Consider the following 21,351-nt stretch of genomic DNA (forward strand, 5'->3'; position numbering starts at 1 on the left):
TCCGCAATATTGCAATAAGACTTATAAATAAAGTGGATTTGGGTTAAGATGTCTTTCAGGAAAGCTGGGCACAGATACATATGTTTTGTATTTGTGGAACAGGTTTTCTGAATTAATTGATTGTTATTGTTAGAGTTATCTCTGGCCGGAATGGGTTAAACATCTCCTGCTACGTTGACAGCACTGCGAGAAAGATGGCAGAAAGGGTGTATCACCCTTAATGGAATTTACATAAACCTGCAAACATCTAAATATCCTGAACGTTTAAGAGAATAAAAATAACGTCATGAAACGTGCTTTCTGACTGTTGATATTAAAACAGTACAATAACTATCTGTCAGGCAGTCTGCCGGGCCGGGATGCGAGGGAAAACCTTCAGAGGGAATTGCTTAACTGTTACACACACAGCTTCAACCCGGGCAGCTCCGCACGAGCAACCTGAAAGTGAAAAGATATGATAAATGCAAATCGTCCGATAATGAATCTCGACCTCGATCTGCTGAGAACGTTTGTTGCGGTCGCCGATCTCAACACTTTTGCAGCTGCTGCTGCCGCCGTTTGCCGAACCCAGTCCGCCGTTAGCCAGCAAATGCAACGGCTGGAACAACTGGTTGGTAAAGAGCTCTTTGCCCGTCACGGGCGTAATAAGCTCTTAACGGAACACGGTATTCAGCTTCTGGGTTATGCCAGGAAAATACTTCGCTTTAATGACGAAGCATGTATGTCATTAATGTATAGCAACCTGCAAGGGGTGCTAACGTTAGGTGCGTCTGATGAGTCAGCAGACACAATATTGCCATTTCTTCTCAATCGAATTAGTTCGGTTTATCCGAAGCTTGCGCTGGACGTTAGCGTAAAACGAAATGCTTTTATGATTGAGATGTTAAATGAGAATAAGGTCGATCTGGTGGTGACCACGCACCGTCCAGGGCAATTTAATTGCCTGACGTTGCGCACGTCTCCGACCCATTGGTATTGCGCTGCTGAATATGTGCTGCAAAAAGGTGAGCCAATTCCATTGGTATTACTGGATGATCCGAGTCCGTTCCGCGATATGGTGCTGGCGGCGCTCAATGAGGCCAATATTCCATGGCGTCTGGCTTATGTGGCTTCCACATTGCCAGCGGTACGTGCTGCCGTGAAAGCGGGGCTTGGGGTAACGGCCCGTCCGGTAGAAATGATGAGCCCGGATCTGCGCGTACTGGGTAAATCAGATGGTCTTCCTGCTTTGCCTGATACGGAGTATCTGCTCTGCCACAATACGTCCAGCAATAACGAACTGGCGAAAGTCGTGTTCGAGGCGATGGAAAACTACCATAATCCATGGCAGTTCGAACATGTTACCTCCGAAGGGGGGGATGATTCCCTGATCGTTGAAGGGGACTTTGAGTGATCGACAGCTCAAAATTCTGGTAACAATTTGTAAATGTAAAAAAAAGCCACTCACGCGATTTTCGCCTGCAGTGGCTTTTTTTTGGCAGTAATACCCGCGATCACCGCGTGGATTTTCAGGATAGCCGCTATTTATCAGTAAGATAAATACTTTTGTTCAAATGTTGTGCGTTTCCCGTTCAGTCTCCCTCCAGCTCGCCTCGATGTTAATAAAACAGGAAATATGTTGCTGGTTTTTTGGGTGAATTAACAAAAGCGTGTCTCAGATCAAGAAAATACTCCTCTTTGGGGGGAGGAATCGTTGGCAAATCCTGTCAAAATAGGAGGGTTATTTTTTTTACTTCCAAAACGGACACGATTCAACAACATGCATTTGACGTAAACTCAGGTACCCACCAGGGTTAAAGGGCACCAAATGTTAATGAGAATCGCTCGATGTAATTTAATGTGAAGAAACCTTTGTTAAAGTTGACAAAAGGTTATAGAAAGGAGTAAAAAACCCCATCATTTTGCTGTCTACGTCTCATTTCTGACAGTTAGTGTAAGGTTTTTCGTTCCTCCCCATGAATCGATGTGATGCCCATCTGCCAGCAAGAGCAGTGTCGTAGGTATCACTTTTGATGAGTAAGCAATGAGTATGTCAACATCCACAGAAGTCATCGCTCATCACTGGGCATTCGCAATCTTTCTTATTGTAGCCATTGGCCTGTGCTGCCTGATGTTAGTCGGCGGCTGGTTCCTGGGCGGTCGCGCCCGTGCAAGGCACAAGAACACACCTTTCGAATCAGGTATTGATTCAGTAGGTTCCGCTCGCTTACGCCTGTCTGCCAAGTTCTATCTGGTAGCCATGTTCTTCGTCATCTTTGACGTGGAAGCGCTTTACCTTTTCGCATGGTCAACTTCCATCCGCGAAAGTGGTTGGGTGGGCTTTGTCGAGGCCGCAATTTTCATTTTAGTGTTACTGGCCGGTCTGGTTTATCTGGTGCGTATTGGCGCGCTTGACTGGACGCCTGCGCGTTCACGTCGTGAACACATCAACCCGGAAAACAGTATCTCTAATCGTCAGCAGTAACAGCGAGGCAATAAGATGGATTATACGCTCACCCGCATAGATCCTAACGGTGAGAATGACCGTTACCCCCTGCAAAAACAGGAGATCGTAACCGACCCCCTGGAGCAAGAAGTCAATAAAAGCGTGTACATGGGCAAACTCGAGCATGCCATGCACGATATGGTCAACTGGGGTCGTAAGAACTCCATCTGGCCTTACAACTTTGGCCTTTCTTGCTGCTACGTTGAAATGGTGACGTCATTCACTGCGGTGCATGACGTTGCGCGTTTTGGGGCAGAGGTACTGCGTGCTTCCCCACGTCAGGCTGACCTGATGGTGGTGGCAGGTACATGCTTTACCAAGATGGCACCTGTTATTCAGCGTCTGTATGACCAGATGCTGGAGCCAAAATGGGTTATTTCCATGGGCGCATGTGCAAACTCTGGCGGTATGTACGACATTTATTCCGTCGTACAGGGCGTAGATAAGTTTATTCCAGTGGATGTTTACATCCCGGGTTGTCCGCCGCGTCCGGAAGCTTACATGCAGGCGCTGATGCTGCTGCAGGAGTCTATCGGTAAAGAACGTCGTCCGCTCTCCTGGGTGGTTGGCGATCAGGGTGTTTACCGCGCCAACATGCAGTCTGAGCGCGAGCGTAAACGCGGCGAACGTATTGCAGTAACCAATCTGCGTACGCCTGACGAAATTTAATTTGCGCCTGTGGGCATGGAGTAAACCTTCGCATATCACTACTCAAATAGCGCGAAGCCACGCCCTACAGTCACCACGGACCATTTGCAATGGTGAACAATATGACCGACTTAACCGCGCAAGAAGCCGCCTGGCAAACACGGGATCATCTGGATGACCCTGTCATTGGCGAACTGCGCAACCGTTTTGGGCCGGATGCCTTTACTGTTCAGGCGACCCGCACCGGGGTACCCGTTGTTTGGGTGAAGCGTGAGCAATTACTGGAAGTGGTCGATTTCCTCAAGAAATTGCCAAAACCTTACGTCATGCTGTTTGACTTACACGGCATGGATGAACGTCTGCGTACGCACCGCCAGGGTCTCCCTGCTGCGGATTTTTCCGTTTTCTACCACCTGATCTCAATAGACCGTAATACGGATATCATGCTCAAGGTGGCATTGTCTGAAAACGACATGCATCTGCCGACGATCACTAAACTTTTCCCGAACGCTAACTGGTATGAGCGTGAAACCTGGGAAATGTTCGGGATGACCTTCGACGGCCACCCGCATCTGACGCGCATCATGATGCCGCAGACGTGGACCGGCCACCCGCTGCGTAAAGACTACCCGGCACGTGCAACTGAATTCGACCCGTTTGAGCTGACGAAAGCCAAGCAGGATCTGGAGATGGAAGCGCTGACCTTCAAGCCGGAAGACTGGGGCATGAAACGCGGGACGGAAAACGAGGACTTCATGTTCCTCAACCTCGGTCCAAACCACCCCTCTGCGCACGGTGCTTTCCGTATTATTCTTCAGCTTGATGGCGAAGAGATTGTCGACTGCGTACCGGACATCGGTTACCACCACCGTGGTGCTGAGAAGATGGGCGAGCGTCAGTCCTGGCACAGCTACATTCCGTATACCGACCGTATCGAGTACCTCGGCGGTTGCGTAAACGAAATGCCTTACGTGCTGGCCGTTGAGAAACTGGCAGGTATCACCGTACCGGATCGCGTTAACGTTATCCGCGTGATGCTCTCCGAACTGTTCCGTATCAACAGCCACCTGCTGTATATCTCCACGTTCATTCAGGACGTTGGCGCGATGACCCCGGTCTTCTTTGCCTTTACCGATCGTCAGAAAATCTACGATCTGGTAGAAGCCATCACCGGTTTCCGTATGCACCCGGCCTGGTTCCGTATCGGCGGTGTGGCACACGATCTGCCGCGCGGCTGGGAGCGCCTCCTGCGTGAATTCCTCGACTGGATGCCAAAACGTCTGGCTTCTTACGAGAAAGCCGCACTGCGTAACACCATCCTGAAAGGCCGTTCCCAGGGCGTTGCCGCCTACGGTGCGAAAGAAGCGCTGGAGTGGGGTACGACAGGTGCGGGTCTGCGCGCAACCGGTATTGATTTCGACGTGCGTAAAGCCCGTCCTTACTCTGGCTATGAGAACTTCGACTTCGAAGTCCCGGTTGGCGGCGGTGTTTCCGACTGCTACACCCGCGTGATGCTGAAAGTTGAAGAGTTGCGCCAGAGTCTGCGCATCCTTGAGCAGTGCCTCAACAACATGCCGGAAGGCCCGTTCAAGGCGGATCACCCGCTGACGACGCCGCCGCCGAAAGAGCGCACGCTGCAACATATCGAAACCCTGATCACCCACTTCCTGCAGGTTTCCTGGGGTCCGGTCATGCCGGCGCAAGAATCCTTCCAGATGATTGAAGCGACCAAGGGTATTAACAGTTACTACCTGACCAGTGACGGCAGCACCATGAGCTACCGTACCCGCGTGCGTACACCAAGCTTTGCGCACCTGCAGCAGATCCCGTCCGCCATCCGCGGCAGTCTGGTCTCCGACTTGATTGTGTATCTGGGTAGTATCGATTTTGTTATGTCAGATGTGGACCGCTAATTATGCACGAGAATCAACAACCACAAACCGAGGCTTTTGAGCTGAGTGAAGCAGAACGTGCCGCTATTGAGCACGAGATGCACCACTACGAAGACCCGCGTGCGGCGTCCATTGAAGCGCTGAAAATCGTACAGAAACAGCGTGGTTGGGTGCCGGATGGGGCGATCTATGAGATCGCAAAAGTGCTGGGCATTCCGGCAAGTGACGTAGAAGGCGTAGCCACGTTCTACAGCCAGATCTTCCGTCAGCCGGTGGGTCGCCATGTGATCCGCTACTGTGACAGCGTGGTTTGTCACATTACCGGTTATCAGGGCATTCAGGCAGCGATTGAGAAAAAGCTCAATATCAAGCCAGGCCAGACCACGTTCGATGGCCGCTTTACGCTGCTGCCAACCTGCTGCCTGGGGAACTGCGACAAGGGGCCGACCATGATGATTGATGAGGATACTCACAGTTATCTGACGCCGGAAGCCATTCCTGACCTGCTGGAGCAGTACAAATGAAAACTGTAATTCGTACTGCTGAAACTCATCCACTGACCTGGCGTCTGCGTGATGACAAACAGCCGGTATGGCTCGACGAATACCAGAGCAAAAACGGCTATGCCGGTGCGCGTAAAGCCTTGGGCGGCATGGCGCCGGACGACATCGTCAGTGCGGTCAAAGACGCTGGCCTGAAAGGGCGCGGCGGCGCAGGCTTTTCCACCGGTCTGAAGTGGAGCCTGATGCCAAAAGACGAATCCATGAACATCCGTTACCTGCTGTGTAACGCTGATGAAATGGAACCGGGCACCTATAAAGACCGCCTGCTGATGGAACAGCTGCCGCACCTGCTGGTGGAAGGCATGCTGATCTCCGCGTTCGCGCTGAAAGCGTACCGGGGTTACATCTTCCTGCGCGGTGAATACATCGAAGCGGCTGAAAACCTGCGTCGCGCGATTGCCGAAGCCACTGAAGCGGGCCTGTTGGGTAAAAACATCCTTGGCACCGGTTTTGACTTCGAGCTGTTCGTGCACACCGGGGCAGGGCGTTATATCTGTGGTGAAGAGACCGCACTGATTAACTCCCTTGAAGGCCGCCGTGCGAACCCACGTTCCAAGCCACCTTTCCCGGCAAGCTCTGGCGTCTGGGGTAAACCGACCTGTGTAAACAACGTCGAAACCCTGTGTAACGTCCCGGCAATCCTCGCCAATGGCGTGGAGTGGTATCAGGGCATCTCGAACAGTAAAGATGCCGGTACCAAGCTGATGGGCTTCTCCGGTCGCGTGAAGAACCCTGGCGTCTGGGAACTGCCGTTTGGCACCACCGCACGTGAAATTCTTGAAGACTACGCTGGCGGCATGCGTGATGGCCTGAAATTCAAAGCCTGGCAGCCAGGCGGTGCAGGGACCGACTTCCTGACCGAGGCCCATCTTGATCTGCCGATGGAATTCGAAAGCATTGGTAAAGCAGGCAGCCGTCTGGGTACGGCGCTGGCGATGGCCGTCGACCACGAGATCGGCATGGTATCGCTGGTGCGTAACCTCGAAGAGTTCTTTGCCCGCGAGTCCTGCGGCTGGTGTACACCGTGCCGTGATGGTCTGCCGTGGAGCGTGAAGATCCTGCGTGCTATCGAACGTGGCGAAGGCCAGCCTGGCGATATCGAGACACTTGAGCAACTGTGTCGATTCCTGGGTCCAGGGAAAACCTTCTGTGCCCACGCACCAGGCGCCGTTGAGCCACTGCAGAGCGCGATTAAATATTTCCGCGACGAATTCGAAGCAGGCATCAAGCAGCCGTTCAGCAATACCCATGCCATCAATGGGATTCAGCCGAACCTGCTGAAAGCGCGCTGGTAAAACAGAATTTTGATTAACGCTCAGTTACGACTGAGCCAACTGGAAGCATGCTAATGGCTACGATTCATGTAGACGGCAAAGAGTATGAGGTCAACGGGGCGGACAACCTGCTGGAAGCTTGTCTGTCGCTCGGCCTTGATATTCCGTATTTTTGCTGGCATCCGGCGCTGGGCAGCGTCGGTGCTTGCCGCCAGTGTGCGGTGAAGCAATATCAAAACGCGGAAGACACGCGTGGTCGCCTGGTGATGTCCTGTATGACGCCAGCCACCGAAGGCACTTTTATTTCGATTGATGACGAAGAAGCCAAACAGTTCCGTGAAAGCGTTGTGGAATGGTTGATGACCAACCACCCGCACGATTGCCCGGTCTGTGAAGAGGGCGGTAACTGCCACCTTCAGGATATGACCGTAATGACCGGTCACAGCTTCCGTCGCTATCGCTTTACCAAACGTACCCACCGCAACCAGGATCTAGGGCCGTTCATCTCTCACGAAATGAACCGCTGCATCGCCTGCTACCGCTGCGTGCGTTACTACAAAGATTACGCAGACGGACAAGATCTGGGCGTGTATGGCGCGCATGACAACGTCTACTTCGGTCGTCCGGAAGACGGTACGCTGGAAAGCGAATTCTCCGGTAACCTGGTCGAGATTTGTCCAACCGGCGTCTTCACCGATAAAACTCACTCCGAGCGTTACAACCGTAAGTGGGACATGCAGTTTGCACCAAGCATCTGCCAGCAGTGTTCGCTGGGCTGTAACACCAGCCCGGGTGAACGCTATGGCGAACTGCGTCGTATTGAAAACCGTTATAACGGTACCGTTAACCATTACTTCCTGTGCGACCGCGGTCGTTTCGGCTACGGCTACGTGAACCTGAAAGACCGTCCACGTCAGCCCGTTCAACGCCGTGGTGATGACTTCATCACCCTGAACGCTGAACAGGCGATGCAGGGCGCGGCAGATATTCTGCGCCAGTCGAAGAAAGTGATCGGTATCGGCTCCCCGCGCGCCAGCATCGAAAGTAACTTCGCGCTGCGTGAGCTGGTTGGGGCGGAAAACTTCTACACCGGTATCGCTCAGGGCGAGCAGGAACGTCTGCAGCTGGTACTGAAAGTGCTGCGTGAAGGCGGTATTCATACCCCAGCGCTGCGTGAAATTGAATCTTATGATGCGGTTCTGGTGCTGGGTGAAGATTTGACGCAGACCGGCGCTCGCGCTGCCCTGGCGGTTCGTCAGGCGGTCAAAGGTAAAGCTCGTGAAATGGCGGCGGCTCAGAAAGTGGCTGACTGGCAGATTGCGGCAATCCTCAACATCGGTCAGCGTGCGAAGCATCCTCTGTTTGTGACCAACGTCGACAACACGCGTCTGGACGATATCGCGGCGTGGACCTACTGCGCGCCGGTTGAAGATCAGGCCCGTCTTGGCTTTGCGATTGCTCATGCGCTGGACAGCAATTCTCCGGCCGTTGAAGGTCTCGATCGCGACCTGCAGAACAAGGTTGATGTGATTGTTCAGGCCCTGGCGGGTGCGAAGAAACCCCTGATTGTTTCCGGGACTAACGCCGGTAGCGCGGAGGTCATTCAGGCTGCCGCGAACGTGGCTAAAGCGCTGAAAGGCCGTGGTGCAGACGTTGGCGTGACCATGATTGCCCGTGCGGTGAACAGCATCGGTCTGGGAATGATTGGCGGTGGCTCTCTGGAAGCTGCGTTAAGCGAACTGGAATCCGGTGCCGCTGACGCCGTTGTGGTGCTGGAAAACGACCTGCATCGCCATGCTTCTGCCGCACGCGTTGACGCAGCGCTCTCCAAAGCGCCGCTGGTGATGGTTATTGACCATCAGCGCACCGCGATCATGGACAAAGCGCACCTGGTGCTCTCTGCGGCAAGCTTCGCGGAAAGCGACGGTACGGTTATCAACAACGAAGGCCGCGCACAGCGTTTCTTCCAGGTGTATGACCCGGCGTACTACGACAGCAACACCATAATGCTGGAAAGCTGGCGCTGGCTGCACTCTCTGCACAGCACCGTTCAGAGCCGTGAAGTGGACTGGACGCAGCTCGACCATGTTATCGACGCGGTCGTGGAAAAACTGCCTCAGCTGGCTGGCATCAAAGATGCGGCTCCTGACGCAAGCTTCCGTATTCGTGGCCAGAAACTGGCGCGTGAGCCGCACCGTTACAGCGGTCGTACCGCGATGCGAGCCAACATCAGCGTTCACGAACCTCGTCAGCCGCAGGATAAAGACACGATGTTTGCCTTCTCAATGGAAGGGAACAACCAGCCGTCTGCACCGCGCTCTCAGGTTCCGTTCGCATGGGCACCAGGCTGGAACTCCCCGCAGGCATGGAACAAATTCCAGGCTGAAGTGGGCGGCTCTCTGCGCCACGGTGACCCGGGCGTGCGTCTGATTGAAGCTTCCGACACCGGTCTGGACTTCTTCACCACCGTGCCGGCGAGCTTCCAGGCGCAGGAAGGGAACTGGCGTATTGCGCCGTACTACCATCTGTTCGGCAGTGACGAATTGTCCCAGCGTTCTCCGGTATTCCAGAGCCGCATGCCGCAACCGTACATCAAGCTTAACCCGGCAGATGCCGCGAAGCTTGGCGTTAACGCGGGTGCGAACATCGCCTTTAGCTATGATGGCCAGACAATCAGCTTGCCGCTGATTATCTCTGAAAGTCTGACAGCAGGGCAGGTGGGTCTGCCGATGGGTATGCCTGGCATCGCGCCGGTACTGGCGGGTGCGCGTCTTGATAATCTGCAGGAGGCAAAAGCATGAGTTGGTTAACGCCGGATCTTATCGACATCCTGCTGAGCATTCTGAAAGCGATAGTTATCCTGCTGGTGGTCGTCACCTGCGGCGCGTTCATGAGCTTTGGTGAACGTCGTCTGCTCGGTCTGTTCCAGAACCGTTACGGACCGAACCGCGTGGGCTGGGGTGGTTCACTCCAGCTGGTAGCGGACATGATCAAGATGTTCTTTAAAGAGGACTGGATCCCGCGCTTCTCTGACCGCGTGATCTTTACTCTGGCACCGATGATCGCCTTTACCTCGCTGCTGCTGGCGTTCGCGATTGTTCCTGTCAGCCCGACCTGGGTGGTGGCTGACCTGAACATCGGCATTCTGTTCTTCCTGATGATGGCAGGCCTCGCCGTGTATGCGGTGCTGTTCGCGGGCTGGTCCAGTAACAACAAATACTCCCTGCTGGGTGCGATGCGTGCTTCTGCGCAGACGCTGAGCTACGAAGTATTCCTGGGGCTTTCCCTGATGGGTGTGGTGGCGCAAGCCGGTTCATTCAACATGACCGACATCGTCAACAACCAGGCTGACATCTGGAACGTTATCCCGCAGTTCTTTGGTTTTATTACCTTTGCTATCGCGGGCGTGGCGGTGTGTCACCGTCACCCGTTTGACCAGCCAGAAGCCGAACAGGAACTGGCCGACGGTTACCACATCGAATATTCCGGTATGAAATTCGGTCTGTTCTTCGTGGGCGAGTACATCGGTATTGTCACCATTTCCGCGTTGATGGTAACGCTGTTCTTTGGTGGCTGGCATGGCCCGTTCTTACCGCCGTTCATCTGGTTCGCGCTGAAAACCGCGTTCTTCATGATGATGTTCATTTTGATTCGCGCAGCGTTACCGCGTCCGCGTTATGACCAGGTAATGTCCTTCGGCTGGAAAGTGTGCCTGCCGCTGACGCTCATCAACTTGCTGGTAACGGCGGCTGTCATTCTCTGGCAGCAGCCATAAGGGGCTATAGACCATGACCTTAAAAGAATTATTGGTAGGTTTCGGCACTCAGGTACGCAGTATCTGGATGATCGGCCTGCACGCGTTTGCCAAACGCGAAACCCGGATGTACCCGGAAGAGCCGGTATATCTGCCGCCGCGCTACCGTGGCCGTATCGTGCTGACGCGCGATCCGGACGGTTCAGAGCGCTGCGTTGCCTGTAACCTGTGTGCGGTAGCGTGTCCGGTGGGCTGTATCTCTCTGCAGAAAGCAGAGACGGTAGATGGCCGCTGGTATCCTGAGTTCTTCCGCATCAACTTCTCACGCTGCATTTTCTGCGGTCTGTGTGAAGAAGCGTGCCCAACCACGGCGATTCAGCTGACCCCGGACTTCGAACTGGGTGAGTATAAGCGTCAGGACCTGGTGTACGAGAAAGAGGATCTGCTGATTTCCGGTCCGGGCAAATACCCGGAATATAACTTCTACCGGATGGCGGGTATGGCAATCGACGGCAAAGATAAGGGCGAAGCAGAGAACGAAGCTAAGCCTATCGACGTCAAGAGCCTGTTACCGTAAGGAGAGGGCAATGGAATTCGCTTTTTATATCTGTGGCCTTATCGCCATCCTGGCTACGCTGCGAGTGATTACGCACACCAATCCGGTGCATGCGCTGCTGTACTTAATTATCTCGCTGCTGGCTATTTCCGGGGTGTTCTTTGCGCTGGGCGCGCACTTTGCTGGTGCGCTGGAGATCATCGTCTACGCCGGGGCCATCATGGTGCTGTTCGTCTTCGTGGTGATGATGCTGAACCTGGGTGGCTCTGAAATTGAGCAGGAACGTCAGTGGTTAAAACCGCAGGTCTGGATTGGCCCGGCGATCCTGTCGGCCATCATGCTGGTGGTCATTGTTTACGCCATTCTGGGTGTGAATGATCAGGGCATCGACGGCACGCTAATCGGCGCTAAAGAGGTGGGTATTACGCTGTTTGGCCCATACGTCCTGGCGGTTGAACTGGCCTCTATGCTGCTGCTGGCGGGCCTGGTTGTTGCCTTCCACGTTGGCCGCGAAGAGCGTGCTGGTGAGTTGCTGAGCAACCGCACTGACGACCGCGCGAAAAGAAAAACGGAGGAACGCGCATGATCCCCTTAACACATGGACTGATCCTCGCTGCGATTTTATTCGTTCTGGGCTTAACCGGTCTGGTTATCCGCCGCAATCTGCTGTTTATGCTGATCGGTCTGGAAATCATGATTAACGCCTCCGCGCTGGCCTTCGTGGTCGCCGGAAGCTACTGGGGCCAGACCGATGGTCAGGTGATGTACATTCTCGCCATCAGCCTCGCGGCTGCCGAAGCGAGTATTGGCCTGGCGCTGTTACTGCAGCTCCATCGTCGCCGCCAGAACCTGAACATCGATTCAGTAAGTGAGTTGCGTGGATGAACATGCTTGCCTTAACCATTATTTTTCCGCTGATTGGCTTCGTGCTGCTGGCGTTTTCTCGTGGCCGCTGGTCTGAGAATCTGTCCGCCACCGTCGGCATGGGCTCTGTGGGTCTGGCTGCGCTGGTGACAGCGTATGCGGGTATCGACTTCTTTAACAACGGGCGTCAGGCCTTCAGCGTACCGCTGTGGACCTGGATGTCGGTCGGTGATTTCAACATCGGTTTCAACCTGGTGCTGGATGGTCTCTCTCTGACTATGCTCTCCGTGGTAACCGGCGTGGGCTTCCTGATCCACATGTTTGCCTCCTGGTATATGCGCGGTGAAGAGGGTTACTCCCGCTTCTTCGCCTACACCAACCTGTTTATCGCGAGCATGGTTGTTCTGGTGCTGGCCGATAACCTGCTGTTGATGTATCTCGGCTGGGAAGGCGTGGGTCTCTGCTCTTATCTGCTGATCGGCTTCTACTATACCGATCCGAAGAATGGCGCAGCGGCCATGAAAGCGTTTGTCGTGACCCGTGTGGGTGACGTCTTCCTCGCCTTCGCGCTGTTCATTCTCTACAACGAACTGGGCACGCTGAATTTCCGCGAAATGGTGGAACTGGCGCCAGCGCACTTCGCTGCCGGCAATGACATGCTGTGGTGGGCAACGCTGATGCTGCTGGGTGGTGCCGTGGGTAAATCCGCGCAGCTGCCGTTGCAGACATGGCTGGCCGACGCGATGGCAGGTCCAACGCCTGTCTCCGCGCTGATCCACGCCGCAACCATGGTTACCGCTGGGGTCTACCTGATTGCGCGTACGCATGGTCTGTTCCTGATGACGCCGGAAATTCTGCATCTGGTGGGTATCGTTGGTGCGGTAACGCTGGTGCTGGCAGGCTTTGCCGCGCTGGTTCAAACCGACATCAAACGCGTTCTCGCGTACTCCACCATGAGCCAGATTGGTTATATGTTCCTGGCACTGGGTGTTCAGGCATGGGACGCAGCCATTTTCCACCTGATGACGCACGCGTTCTTTAAAGCGCTGCTGTTCCTCTCATCCGGTTCCGTGATTCTGGCCTGCCACCACGAGCAGAATATCTTCAAGATGGGCGGACTGCGTAAGTCCATTCCGCTGGTTTATGTCTGCTTCCTGGTGGGCGGCGCGGCGCTGGCGGCACTGCCGCTGATTACCGCGGGCTTCTTCAGTAAGGACGAAATCCTTGCCGGTGCCATGGCGAATGGTCATATCAATCTGATGGTTGCGGGTCTGGTCGGTGCGTTCATGACCTCCCTGTATACCTTCCGTATGATTTTCATCGTATTCCACGGTAAAGAACAAATTCACGCTCACGCAGGGAAGGGGATTACTCATCACCTGCCGCTGATTGTGCTGCTGGTACTCTCCACCTTCGTTGGCGCACTGATTGTGCCACCGCTGCAGGGCGTACTGCCGGACACCACCGAGCTTGAGCACGGTCGCGTTCTGACGCTTGAAATTACCTCGGGCGTGGTCGCTATCGCGGGCATCCTGATCGCAGCATGGCTGTGGCTGGGCAAACGTACGCTGGTGACTGCCGTTGCCAACAGTGCGCCAGGCCGCCTGCTGGGGACCTGGTGGTACAACGCGTGGGGCTTCGACTGGCTGTACGACATGATCTTCGTCAAGCCGTTCCTGGGCATTGCGTGGCTGCTGAAACGCGATCCGCTGAACTCCCTGATGAATATCCCGGCGATCCTTTCCCGCTTTGCAGGTAAAGGCCTGCTGTTCAGCGAGAACGGTTACCTGCGCTGGTATGTGGCGTCCATGAGCATCGGTGCGGTTGTCGTGCTGGCGCTGCTGATGGTGTTGCGTTGATCGTTAAGTGAATTTTATTCGAATTCGTTGAAAATCAGGCCCCTGCTGGGGGCCTTAAAAAGGAATGTAAATCGCCATGTTACTACCCTGGCTAATATTAATTCCCTTCATCGGCGGCTTCCTGTGCTGGCAGACTGAACGCTTTGGCGTGAAGATGCCGCGCTGGATCGCGCTGATCACCATGGGATTGACGCTCGCGCTTGGTCTGCAACTGTGGTTGCAGGGTGGCTACTCTCTGACGCAGTCTGCGGGGATTCCGCAGTGGCAGTCTGAATTTATTCTGCCGTGGATCCCGCGTTTTGGGATAACCATTCACCTGGCTATCGACGGTCTGTCGCTGCTGATGGTGGTGCTGACGGGTCTGCTCGGCGTTCTGGCGGTACTGTGCTCCTGGCGAGAAATTGAAAAATACCAGGGCTTCTTCCACCTGAACCTGATGTGGATCCTGGGCGGCGTTATCGGCGTATTCCTTGCCATCGACATGTTCCTGTTCTTCTTCTTCTGGGAGATGATGCTGGTGCCGATGTACTTCCTGATCGCGCTGTGGGGCCATAAGGCGTCCGACGGTAAAACGCGTATCACGGCGGCAACCAAGTTCTTCATCTATACCCAGGCGAGCGGTCTGGTGATGTTGATTGCGATTCTGGCGCTGGTGTTTGTTCACCACACCGCGACCGGTATCTGGACCTTCAACTATGAAGACCTGCTGAAGACCCCGATGTCTCACGGTGTGGAATACCTGCTGATGCTGGGCTTCTTCATTGCCTTCGCGGTGAAAATGCCGGTGGTTCCCCTGCACGGCTGGCTGCCAGACGCGCACTCACAGGCGCCAACGGCGGGTTCCGTTGACCTGGCGGGGATCTTGCTGAAAACCGCGGCCTACGGTCTGCTGCGTTTCGCTCTGCCGCTGTTCCCGAATGCGTCCGCTGAGTTCGCGCCAATTGCGATGTGGCTTGGTGTGATCGGTATCTTCTACGGTGCCTGGATGGCCTTCACGCAGTACGACATTAAACGTCTGATTGCGTACACCTCCGTTTCCCACATGGGCTTTGTACTGATTGCCATCTACACCGGCAGCCAGCTGGCTTACCAGGGGGCGGTTATCCAGATGATTGCGCACGGTCTGTCCGCAGCCGGTCTCTTCATCCTGTGTGGTCAGCTGTACGAACGTCTTCACACCCGTGACATGCGTATGATGGGCGGTCTGTGGAGCAAAATTAAATGGCTGCCAGCGCTCTCTATGTTCTTCGCGGTGGCCACGCTGGGTATGCCAGGCACCGGTAACTTCGTCGGCGAATTTATGATTCTGTTCGGCAGCTTCAAAGTGGTGCCGGTCATTACCGTGATCTCCACCTTTGGTCTGGTGTTCGCTTCCGTTTACTCGCTGGCGATGCTGCATCGCGCTTACTTCGGTAAAGCGAAGAGCGAAATTGCTGCAAAAGAACTGCCGGGGATGTCGCTGCGTGAGCTGTTCATCATCCTGCTGCTGGTCGTACTGCTGGTGCTGTTGGGCTTCTTCCCGCAGCCAATTCTGGATACCTCGCACTCCGCGATGGGGAATATCCAGCAGTGGTTTGTTAATTCTGCTTCTACTACAAGGCCGTAATTCGCCATGACAATAACTCCACAACAACTGATCGCGCTGCTACCGCTGCTGATCGTCGGATTGACGGTGGTGGTTGTGATGCTCTCCATTGCGTGGCGACGCAATCACTTCCTGAATGCCACGCTGTCGGTCATCGGTCTGAACGCCGCATTAGTCTCTCTCTGGTTTGTTGGCCAGGGCGGGGCGATGGACGTCACTCCACTGATGCGCGTTGACGGCTATGCCATGCTGTACTCGGGTCTGGTTCTGCTGGCGAGCCTGGCAACCTGTACGTTTGCGTACCCATGGCTGGAAGGCTACAACGACAACAAAGAAGAGTTTTACCTGCTGGTACTGATTGCCGCGCTGGGCGGTATTCTGCTGGCGAATGCGAACCATCTGGCTGCGCTGTTCCTCGGTATTGAGCTTATCTCTCTGCCGCTGTTCGGTCTGATTGGTTACGCCTTCCGTCAGAAACGTTCTCTGGAAGCGAGCATCAAGTACACCATTCTGTCTGCTGCCGCGTCGTCTTTCCTGCTGTTTGGTATCGCGCTGCTGTACGCACAGTCCGGAAACCTCTCTTTCATGGCGCTCGGCAAGAGCCTCGGCGACGGTATGCTGCACGAACCGCTGCTGCTGGCGGGTCTGGGCATGATGATTGTTGGCCTTGGCTTTAAGCTCTCTCTGGTTCCGTTCCACCTGTGGACGCCAGACGTCTACCAGGGCGCGCCTGCTCCTGTCTCAACCTTCCTGGCGACGGCGAGCAAAATCGCTATCTTCGGGGTGGTGATGCGTCTGTTCCTGTATGCGCCGGTGGGTGACAGCGAAGCGGTTCGCGTGGTGCTGGGCATCATCGCGTTTGCTTCCATCATCTTCGGTAACCTGATGGCGCTGAGCCAGACCAACATTAAACGTCTGCTGGGCTACTCATCTATCTCCCATCTGGGCTACCTGATGGTGGCACTGATTGCGCTGCAGAGCGGTGAGATGTCGATGGAGACCGTCGGTGTTTACCTGGCCGGTTACCTGTTCAGCAGCCTCGGCGCGTTCGGCGTGGTGAGCCTGATGTCCAGCCCGTACCGTGGTCCGGATGCAGATTCCCTGTTCTCCTACCGTGGTCTGTTCTGGCACCGTCCGATTCTGTCCGCCGTTATGACCGTAATGATGCTCTCTCTGGCGGGTATTCCGATGACGCTGGGCTTTATCGGTAAGTTCTACGTGCTGGCAGTGGGTGTGCAGGCACACCTGTGGTGGCTGACGGCGGGCGTGGTTATCGGCTCTGCAATCGGTCTCTACTACTACCTGCGTGTGGCCGTGAGTCTGTATCTGAGTGCACCTCAGCAACTGAACCGCGATGCGCCGCGTAACTGGCAGTACAGCGCCGGTGGTATCGTGGTACTGATCTCCGCGCTGCTGGTACTGATCTTCGGTATCTATCCACAGCCGCTGATCACCATCGTGCAGCACGCGATGCCGCTGATGTAATCACGTTGCTGTTTGACCGCAGTGAATAAAAAAACCCGCCTCGGCGGGTTTTTTGTTGGCTTGCGGCCTTGCCCTGTCGGGAAGGCGTGAGCCTGCTGAAAGTTAAGCCAGCTGTTTACGGCTAATCAGCGGACCGTCAATCTTCTTCATTGACCGATCCAGGACTTCTTCAATGACTGACGACAGTTCATTGAGTTCAAACTTTGCCACGTAACCGTCGGCTTTCACCTTGCGAATATGATCTTCGTTAGCATTGCCGGAGAGGGAAGAGTGGATCACCACCGGAATATCTTTCAACAGTGGGTCGGTTTTGATTTTACGCGTCAGGGTAAAGCCGTCCATCTCCGGCATTTCCAGGTCGGTCAGCACCAGTGCAATCTTATCGGTAATCGGCACACCTTCAGCCTGAGCCTGTGCCGCCAGCACGCTAATTTTCTCCCACGCGTCTTTGCCGGTGATATGCAGCTGCGCCGGGATCTCCATCGCCTGCAGACCTTTTTCCAGCATCGAGCGTGCCACTTTAGAGTCTTCGGCGACAATCGCGACGGCACCGGGCTTGATGTGGAATTTCGTGGTCTTCAGATCCGTGGCATGCAGGTCGTGGTTGGCCGGGGTGATGTCATACAGGATCTGCTCAACGTCGAGCACCATCGCCAGCTCATTGGTATCGGTCTTCTCATCCAGACAGGCGATACTGGTGATGTACCGCCCGCTGACGGCAGTTTCCGCCGCGTGCACCTGCTTCCAGTCAAGACGCATGATGTTCTCAACGGATTCCACCGCAAAAGCCTGCACGCTGCGGGCATATTCCGTGATCAGCAGGATGTTCAGCCCGGTGGTTGGCTTACAGCCCGCCACGGCAGCCAGGTCGATTACCGGGATAACCTGATCGCGAATATTCACCATGCCCATCAGCGGTGATTTCATCCCGGCGGGTTTCGTGAACTCTGGCATCGGCACAATTTCACGCAGCTTAAAGACGTTAATGCCAAACAGCTCGGATTTATTTGCGTTCAGAGAGGTGCCAAGACGGAACAGCAACAGTTCAAAACGGTTCGACAGGGTGAGATTCGCCCTGTCATCAATATCTTTCTGGAAATTATCCATTCTACCCTCGAGAGAAATGCTGACCTTTTAATCGTTATCGGCACTCTGAGAGAAAAATGAAGGACTAAACGCTGACCTTAGCGAAATCTTCGGCCAGCTCACATTCCTGGAACCGTTCACGGCACTCTGCCAGCAGGCGTTCACAGCCCCGGGCGTCGTAGCGCGAGCTGACATGGGTGACGATCAGTTTCCCGACGCCCGCGTCACGCGCAAGCTGCGCCGCCTGGTGCGTAGAGCTATGGCCCCGGCTGTTGGCTTTCTCTTCCATCGCCGCCTCGAGGGTGGCTTCATGCACCATGAGATCCACACCCTGTGCCAGCAGCAACGCCGCCGGGCACGGGGCCGTGTCGCCAAAAATCGCCAGTTTTTTCCCGGGCTGCGGGGCGGCGAGGTAATCCTGCCCGTTGATGACGCGCCCGTCTTCCAGCGTCACGGTTTCGCCCTGCTTCAGGCGCTGGAACAGCGGCCCGGGTTTTATTCCGTCGGCCAGTAACGCCGACGCATTGAGCGCACCGGGTTTATTCTGCTCCTCAATGCGATAACCATAGCACTCCACCGGATGGCTCAGGGGTTGGGCTGTCACCCGATAAACCCCGTCATCCAGGACCAGACCGGCGGTTATCTCCACCACCTCCAGGGGATAATCTGTCCATGAGCCGCTCAGACGCAGCGTGGTGTCGACAAATTCCCGGATACCCGCAGGCCCGTAAATCGTCAGCGGGTTGGCATTGCCCGCCATTGAGCGGCTGCACAGCAGGCCAGGCAGGCCAAACAGATGGTCGCCATGCAGATGGGTAATGAAAATTTTATCCAGTTTGCCGGGATGATACGGGGTATGTAACAGCTGATGCTGCGTCCCTTCACCGCAGTCAAAAAGCCATAATCCACCCCGCGTCGGGTGCTGCAAATCCAGCAGAATCGCGGTCACATTTCGTGATCGGGTTGGCACTCCAGCGGACGTACCGAGAAAAATCAGTTCCATAACGTAATCAGCCCTTTGCCGAACGGGGAGGGGTTTAGTATAACGTGATGAACCCAGGAAGGAGACTGACATGATCCAGTGGCAAGATTTACACCATAGTGAGCTCACGGTAACGTCACTTTACGCGCTGCTCAAACTGCGCTGCGAAGTGTTTGTTGTTGAACAAACCTGTCCGTATCAGGATATCGATGGCGATGATCTTATTGGCGAGAATCGCCATATTCTTGGCTGGCGGGACAACGCGCTGGTGGCGTATGCGAGGATTCTGAAAAGCGAAGACGATTTTGAGCCTGTCGTGATTGGTCGCGTGATTATCAGCGGCAACGCGCGTGGTGAAAAACTGGGCTATCAGCTGATGGAAAAAACGCTGGAAGCGTGCCAAAAACAGTGGCCGGACAAGGCGTTATATCTGGGCGCGCAGGCGCACCTGCAACCGTTTTACGGGCATTTTGGGTTTACGCCCGTGACGGACGTGTACGATGAGGACGGTATTCCACACATCGGCATGGCGCGGGAAGCGAAACAGGCGTAATGGCGAGTCGTTGGCTATAGTTAGCGGACTGGTGTACTAACATGGAGAAAAATATGTCATTTCAATCCTGGGATACCCGTATCGATGACGACCTGGCCTTGCTGAGCGAAACGCTGGAAGAGGTGTTACGTTCGTCGGGCGACCCTGCCGATCAGAAATATATTGAGCTGAAAGCCCGTGCCGAAAAAGCGCTGGATGATGTTAAAAATCGCGTCAGCCATGCTTCGGACAATTACTATTACCGCGCGAAAAAGGCGGTATACCGTGCCGATGATTACGTCCATGAAAAACCATGGCAAGGCATCGGGGTAGGGGCAGCTGTCGGACTGGTGCTGGGGCTGCTTTTAGCCCGCCGTTAACGTTCCTTATACGGTTAACCACTCCCTATACGTGGGTACTGTTATTTATGGTCAGTACCCCGTATAATATGCGGTTTTAACAGGGAGAGGTTCGCGTGAATTCGATTTCCACCGCGCTGGAGCATCTGCGTAGCCGGCTTACGCAAGCGTTACCCACTGCACCCGGTTTACATCACTTCGACGTCTCTTTCCCGTTAAACGACGCCTTCGATCCCCTGGCCTGGCTGGGTGTTCAGCATTGCTATCCTCAGTTTTACTGGCAACAGCGTAACGGTGATGAAGAGCTTGCTGCGCTTGGCGCCGTCGCGCATTTCTCCTCTCTGGCATGTGCCTCACAGTTTTTGCAGGCGCATGATGCGGCCCGCGACACGCGTATCTGCGGCCTGAATGCGTTTAATCCCGAGCAGGGCAGTCTGTTTTTACCGCGTCTGCTGTGGCGACGTACCGCCGGACAGGCCACGTTACGCCTGCAGCTGTGTAGCGACAGTTCACTTCACGATGATGCCCGCGCCGCGCTGGATTTTCTCCAGCAACTCGGTGAGGCGAGACCCATTCGTCCACTGTCCGTTGAGGTTGTGCAGGAAAAGCATCATCCGGAACAACCCGAATGGCTGCGCCTTATCCGCAAGGCAACCCAGACCATCGCACGCGGTGATTTTGAAAAGGTGGTGCTCGCCCGGGCAACCGACCTGCAGTTTAAGCACTCTGTTAACCCTGTCGCGCTGATGGCTGCCAGCCGCGCCCTGAACCTGAACTGCTACCATTTCTGCATGGTGTTCGATGCCAGCAACGCGTTTCTCGGCTCGACCCCCGAGCGCCTGTGGCGCAGACGCGGCAAGCTGCTGCGCACGGAAGCGTTGGCAGGCACCGTCGCCAGCCATACCGATGATAAACAGGCCGAACGGCTGGGCGACTGGCTGATGAACGACGACAAAAATCAGCGTGAAAATATGCTGGTGGTGGAAGATATTTGCCAGCGGCTCCAGCACCATACCCAGACGCTGGAGGTGCTGCCCGCCCAGGTTGTACGGCTGCGTAAAGTACAGCATCTGCGTCGCTGTATCTGGACCGAGCTCAAACACGCTGACGATGCACAATGCCTGCATGTTCTGCAGCCCACGGCGGCCGTCGCCGGTCTGCCGCGTCAGGCGGCGCGCGACTTTATCCACCACAACGAGCCGTTCGACCGCGAGTGGTACGCCGGTTCTGCCGGGTATTTATCCCCTGAACAAAGCGAGTTCTGCGTGGCGTTGCGTTCTGCCCGTGTTTACGAAGACGCCCTGCGGCTGTACGCCGGGGCGGGAATTGTCAGCGGCTCTGACCCGGAGCAGGAGTGGCAGGAGATAGAAAACAAAGCGGCCGGACTGCGCTCTCTGCTCCTAAGGGATTAAGACTGATTCGCGCAA

The 21,351-nt window shown here is 55.1% G+C and carries 19 protein-coding genes; 17 read left to right on the plus strand and 2 right to left on the minus strand.

All coding sequences use genetic code 11. The annotated features are described in order from the left end of the window. The first annotated feature begins 454 nt into the window (after positions 1-454). The 14 genes from lrhA (at position 455) to nuoN (ending at position 16,965) form a co-directional block, all read left to right on the plus strand. On the plus strand, positions 455-1,393 hold the full coding sequence (gene lrhA, locus BJ887_RS03015; protein WP_025203584.1) for a transcriptional regulator LrhA: 939 nt from the start codon (positions 455-457) through the stop codon (positions 1,391-1,393). A gap of 630 nt (positions 1,394-2,023) precedes the next feature. After that, positions 2,024-2,464 (plus strand): NADH-quinone oxidoreductase subunit NuoA, encoded by a 441-nt coding sequence (gene nuoA, locus BJ887_RS03020; RefSeq protein WP_014171000.1) that lies wholly within the window; start codon positions 2,024-2,026, stop codon positions 2,462-2,464. A gap of 15 nt (positions 2,465-2,479) precedes the next feature. After that, complete coding sequence (nuoB, locus tag BJ887_RS03025; protein ID WP_003861482.1) at positions 2,480-3,154, plus strand: NADH-quinone oxidoreductase subunit NuoB; 675 nt, start codon at positions 2,480-2,482, stop codon at positions 3,152-3,154. A gap of 89 nt (positions 3,155-3,243) precedes the next feature. Continuing rightward, complete coding sequence (gene nuoC / locus BJ887_RS03030; protein WP_014170999.1) at positions 3,244-5,046, plus strand: NADH-quinone oxidoreductase subunit C/D; 1,803 nt, start codon at positions 3,244-3,246, stop codon at positions 5,044-5,046. A gap of 2 nt (positions 5,047-5,048) precedes the next feature. Further along, a complete protein-coding gene (nuoE, locus tag BJ887_RS03035; protein ID WP_014170998.1) occupies positions 5,049-5,549 on the plus strand; it encodes an NADH-quinone oxidoreductase subunit NuoE in 501 nt (166 codons plus the stop codon). Beyond that, complete coding sequence (nuoF, locus tag BJ887_RS03040) at positions 5,546-6,883, plus strand: NADH-quinone oxidoreductase subunit NuoF (protein ID WP_014170996.1); 1,338 nt, start codon at positions 5,546-5,548, stop codon at positions 6,881-6,883. The genes nuoE and nuoF overlap by 4 nt, the downstream gene beginning before the upstream one ends. A gap of 53 nt (positions 6,884-6,936) precedes the next feature. Beyond that, positions 6,937-9,663, plus strand: a complete 2,727-nt coding sequence (gene nuoG / locus BJ887_RS03045; protein ID WP_229216793.1) for an NADH-quinone oxidoreductase subunit NuoG — start codon at positions 6,937-6,939, stop codon at positions 9,661-9,663. Next, a complete protein-coding gene (gene nuoH / locus BJ887_RS03050) occupies positions 9,660-10,637 on the plus strand; it encodes an NADH-quinone oxidoreductase subunit NuoH (RefSeq protein ID WP_014170994.1) in 978 nt (325 codons plus the stop codon). Before nuoG ends, nuoH begins: the two co-directional genes overlap by 4 nt. Before the next feature lie 13 nt (positions 10,638-10,650). Beyond that, positions 10,651-11,193 carry an NADH-quinone oxidoreductase subunit NuoI gene (gene nuoI / locus BJ887_RS03055; protein WP_003861491.1) on the plus strand — a complete coding sequence of 181 codons (543 nt, stop codon included), beginning with the start codon at positions 10,651-10,653 and terminating at the stop codon, positions 11,191-11,193. Between the two features lie 10 nt (positions 11,194-11,203). Then, positions 11,204-11,758, plus strand: coding sequence for an NADH-quinone oxidoreductase subunit J (gene nuoJ, locus BJ887_RS03060; protein WP_121339230.1), 555 nt, complete (start codon positions 11,204-11,206; stop codon positions 11,756-11,758). After that, on the plus strand, positions 11,755-12,057 hold the full coding sequence (nuoK, locus tag BJ887_RS03065; protein ID WP_003861496.1) for an NADH-quinone oxidoreductase subunit NuoK: 303 nt from the start codon (positions 11,755-11,757) through the stop codon (positions 12,055-12,057). Before nuoJ ends, nuoK begins: the two co-directional genes overlap by 4 nt. Further along, positions 12,054-13,895, plus strand: a complete 1,842-nt coding sequence (gene nuoL / locus BJ887_RS03070; protein ID WP_014170992.1) for an NADH-quinone oxidoreductase subunit L — start codon at positions 12,054-12,056, stop codon at positions 13,893-13,895. Before nuoK ends, nuoL begins: the two co-directional genes overlap by 4 nt. A 76-nt stretch (positions 13,896-13,971) precedes the next feature. Beyond that, positions 13,972-15,501 carry an NADH-quinone oxidoreductase subunit M gene (gene nuoM, locus BJ887_RS03075; RefSeq protein WP_014170991.1) on the plus strand — a complete coding sequence of 510 codons (1,530 nt, stop codon included), beginning with the start codon at positions 13,972-13,974 and terminating at the stop codon, positions 15,499-15,501. A 6-nt stretch (positions 15,502-15,507) separates the two neighbouring features. Beyond that, a complete protein-coding gene (nuoN, locus tag BJ887_RS03080) occupies positions 15,508-16,965 on the plus strand; it encodes an NADH-quinone oxidoreductase subunit NuoN (protein ID WP_014170990.1) in 1,458 nt (485 codons plus the stop codon). 102 nt (positions 16,966-17,067) lie between these two features. On the opposite strand, the gene BJ887_RS03085 is transcribed toward nuoN, so the two are convergent. Together BJ887_RS03085 and rbn are read right to left on the minus strand one after the other, a co-directional pair. After that, on the minus strand, positions 17,068-18,072 hold the full coding sequence (locus BJ887_RS03085; RefSeq protein ID WP_014170989.1) for a chemotaxis protein: 1,005 nt from the start codon (positions 18,070-18,072) through the stop codon (positions 17,068-17,070). A gap of 64 nt (positions 18,073-18,136) precedes the next feature. Beyond that, positions 18,137-19,054 (minus strand): ribonuclease BN, encoded by a 918-nt coding sequence (rbn, locus tag BJ887_RS03090; protein WP_121339232.1) that lies wholly within the window; start codon positions 19,052-19,054, stop codon positions 18,137-18,139. A 70-nt stretch (positions 19,055-19,124) separates the two neighbouring features. On the opposite strand from rbn, the gene BJ887_RS03095 reads away from it, so the two are divergent. The 3 genes from BJ887_RS03095 to menF all read left to right on the plus strand — a co-directional run bounded on the left by BJ887_RS03095 (position 19,125) and on the right by menF (position 21,336). Then, positions 19,125-19,586: a GNAT family N-acetyltransferase gene (locus BJ887_RS03095; RefSeq protein ID WP_014170987.1), complete on the plus strand. Its 462-nt coding sequence runs from the start codon at positions 19,125-19,127 to the stop codon at positions 19,584-19,586. A gap of 53 nt (positions 19,587-19,639) precedes the next feature. Continuing rightward, positions 19,640-19,945 carry a stress response protein ElaB gene (elaB, locus tag BJ887_RS03100; protein WP_020883147.1) on the plus strand — a complete coding sequence of 102 codons (306 nt, stop codon included), beginning with the start codon at positions 19,640-19,642 and terminating at the stop codon, positions 19,943-19,945. Between the two features lie 95 nt (positions 19,946-20,040). Next, on the plus strand, positions 20,041-21,336 hold the full coding sequence (gene menF, locus BJ887_RS03105; protein WP_121339234.1) for an isochorismate synthase MenF: 1,296 nt from the start codon (positions 20,041-20,043) through the stop codon (positions 21,334-21,336). Positions 21,337-21,351 lie beyond the last annotated feature (15 nt).

Origin of the sequence: Enterobacter sp. WPR_3_1 (assembly GCF_003635055.1) — a bacterium.
GTDB lineage: Bacteria > Pseudomonadota > Gammaproteobacteria > Enterobacterales > Enterobacteriaceae > Enterobacter > Enterobacter ludwigii.

What these genes read in the sequence shown, in the direction of transcription:
- lrhA (WP_025203584.1), top strand. Translation starts at nt 455, where the DNA reads ATGATAAATGCAAATCGTCCGATAATGAATCTCGACCTCGATCTGCTG.
- nuoA (WP_014171000.1), top strand. Translation starts at nt 2,024, where the DNA reads ATGAGTATGTCAACATCCACAGAAGTCATCGCTCATCACTGGGCATTC.
- nuoB (WP_003861482.1), top strand. Translation starts at nt 2,480, where the DNA reads ATGGATTATACGCTCACCCGCATAGATCCTAACGGTGAGAATGACCGT.
- nuoC (WP_014170999.1), top strand. Translation starts at nt 3,244, where the DNA reads ATGGTGAACAATATGACCGACTTAACCGCGCAAGAAGCCGCCTGGCAA.
- nuoE (WP_014170998.1), top strand. Translation starts at nt 5,049, where the DNA reads ATGCACGAGAATCAACAACCACAAACCGAGGCTTTTGAGCTGAGTGAA.
- nuoF (WP_014170996.1), top strand. Translation starts at nt 5,546, where the DNA reads ATGAAAACTGTAATTCGTACTGCTGAAACTCATCCACTGACCTGGCGT.
- nuoG (WP_229216793.1), top strand. Translation starts at nt 6,937, where the DNA reads ATGGCTACGATTCATGTAGACGGCAAAGAGTATGAGGTCAACGGGGCG.
- nuoH (WP_014170994.1), top strand. Translation starts at nt 9,660, where the DNA reads ATGAGTTGGTTAACGCCGGATCTTATCGACATCCTGCTGAGCATTCTG.
- nuoI (WP_003861491.1), top strand. Translation starts at nt 10,651, where the DNA reads ATGACCTTAAAAGAATTATTGGTAGGTTTCGGCACTCAGGTACGCAGT.
- nuoJ (WP_121339230.1), top strand. Translation starts at nt 11,204, where the DNA reads ATGGAATTCGCTTTTTATATCTGTGGCCTTATCGCCATCCTGGCTACG.
- nuoK (WP_003861496.1), top strand. Translation starts at nt 11,755, where the DNA reads ATGATCCCCTTAACACATGGACTGATCCTCGCTGCGATTTTATTCGTT.
- nuoL (WP_014170992.1), top strand. Translation starts at nt 12,054, where the DNA reads ATGAACATGCTTGCCTTAACCATTATTTTTCCGCTGATTGGCTTCGTG.
- nuoM (WP_014170991.1), top strand. Translation starts at nt 13,972, where the DNA reads ATGTTACTACCCTGGCTAATATTAATTCCCTTCATCGGCGGCTTCCTG.
- nuoN (WP_014170990.1), top strand. Translation starts at nt 15,508, where the DNA reads ATGACAATAACTCCACAACAACTGATCGCGCTGCTACCGCTGCTGATC.
- BJ887_RS03085 (WP_014170989.1), bottom strand. Translation starts at nt 18,072, where the DNA reads ATGGATAATTTCCAGAAAGATATTGATGACAGGGCGAATCTCACCCTG.
- rbn (WP_121339232.1), bottom strand. Translation starts at nt 19,054, where the DNA reads ATGGAACTGATTTTTCTCGGTACGTCCGCTGGAGTGCCAACCCGATCA.
- BJ887_RS03095 (WP_014170987.1), top strand. Translation starts at nt 19,125, where the DNA reads ATGATCCAGTGGCAAGATTTACACCATAGTGAGCTCACGGTAACGTCA.
- elaB (WP_020883147.1), top strand. Translation starts at nt 19,640, where the DNA reads ATGTCATTTCAATCCTGGGATACCCGTATCGATGACGACCTGGCCTTG.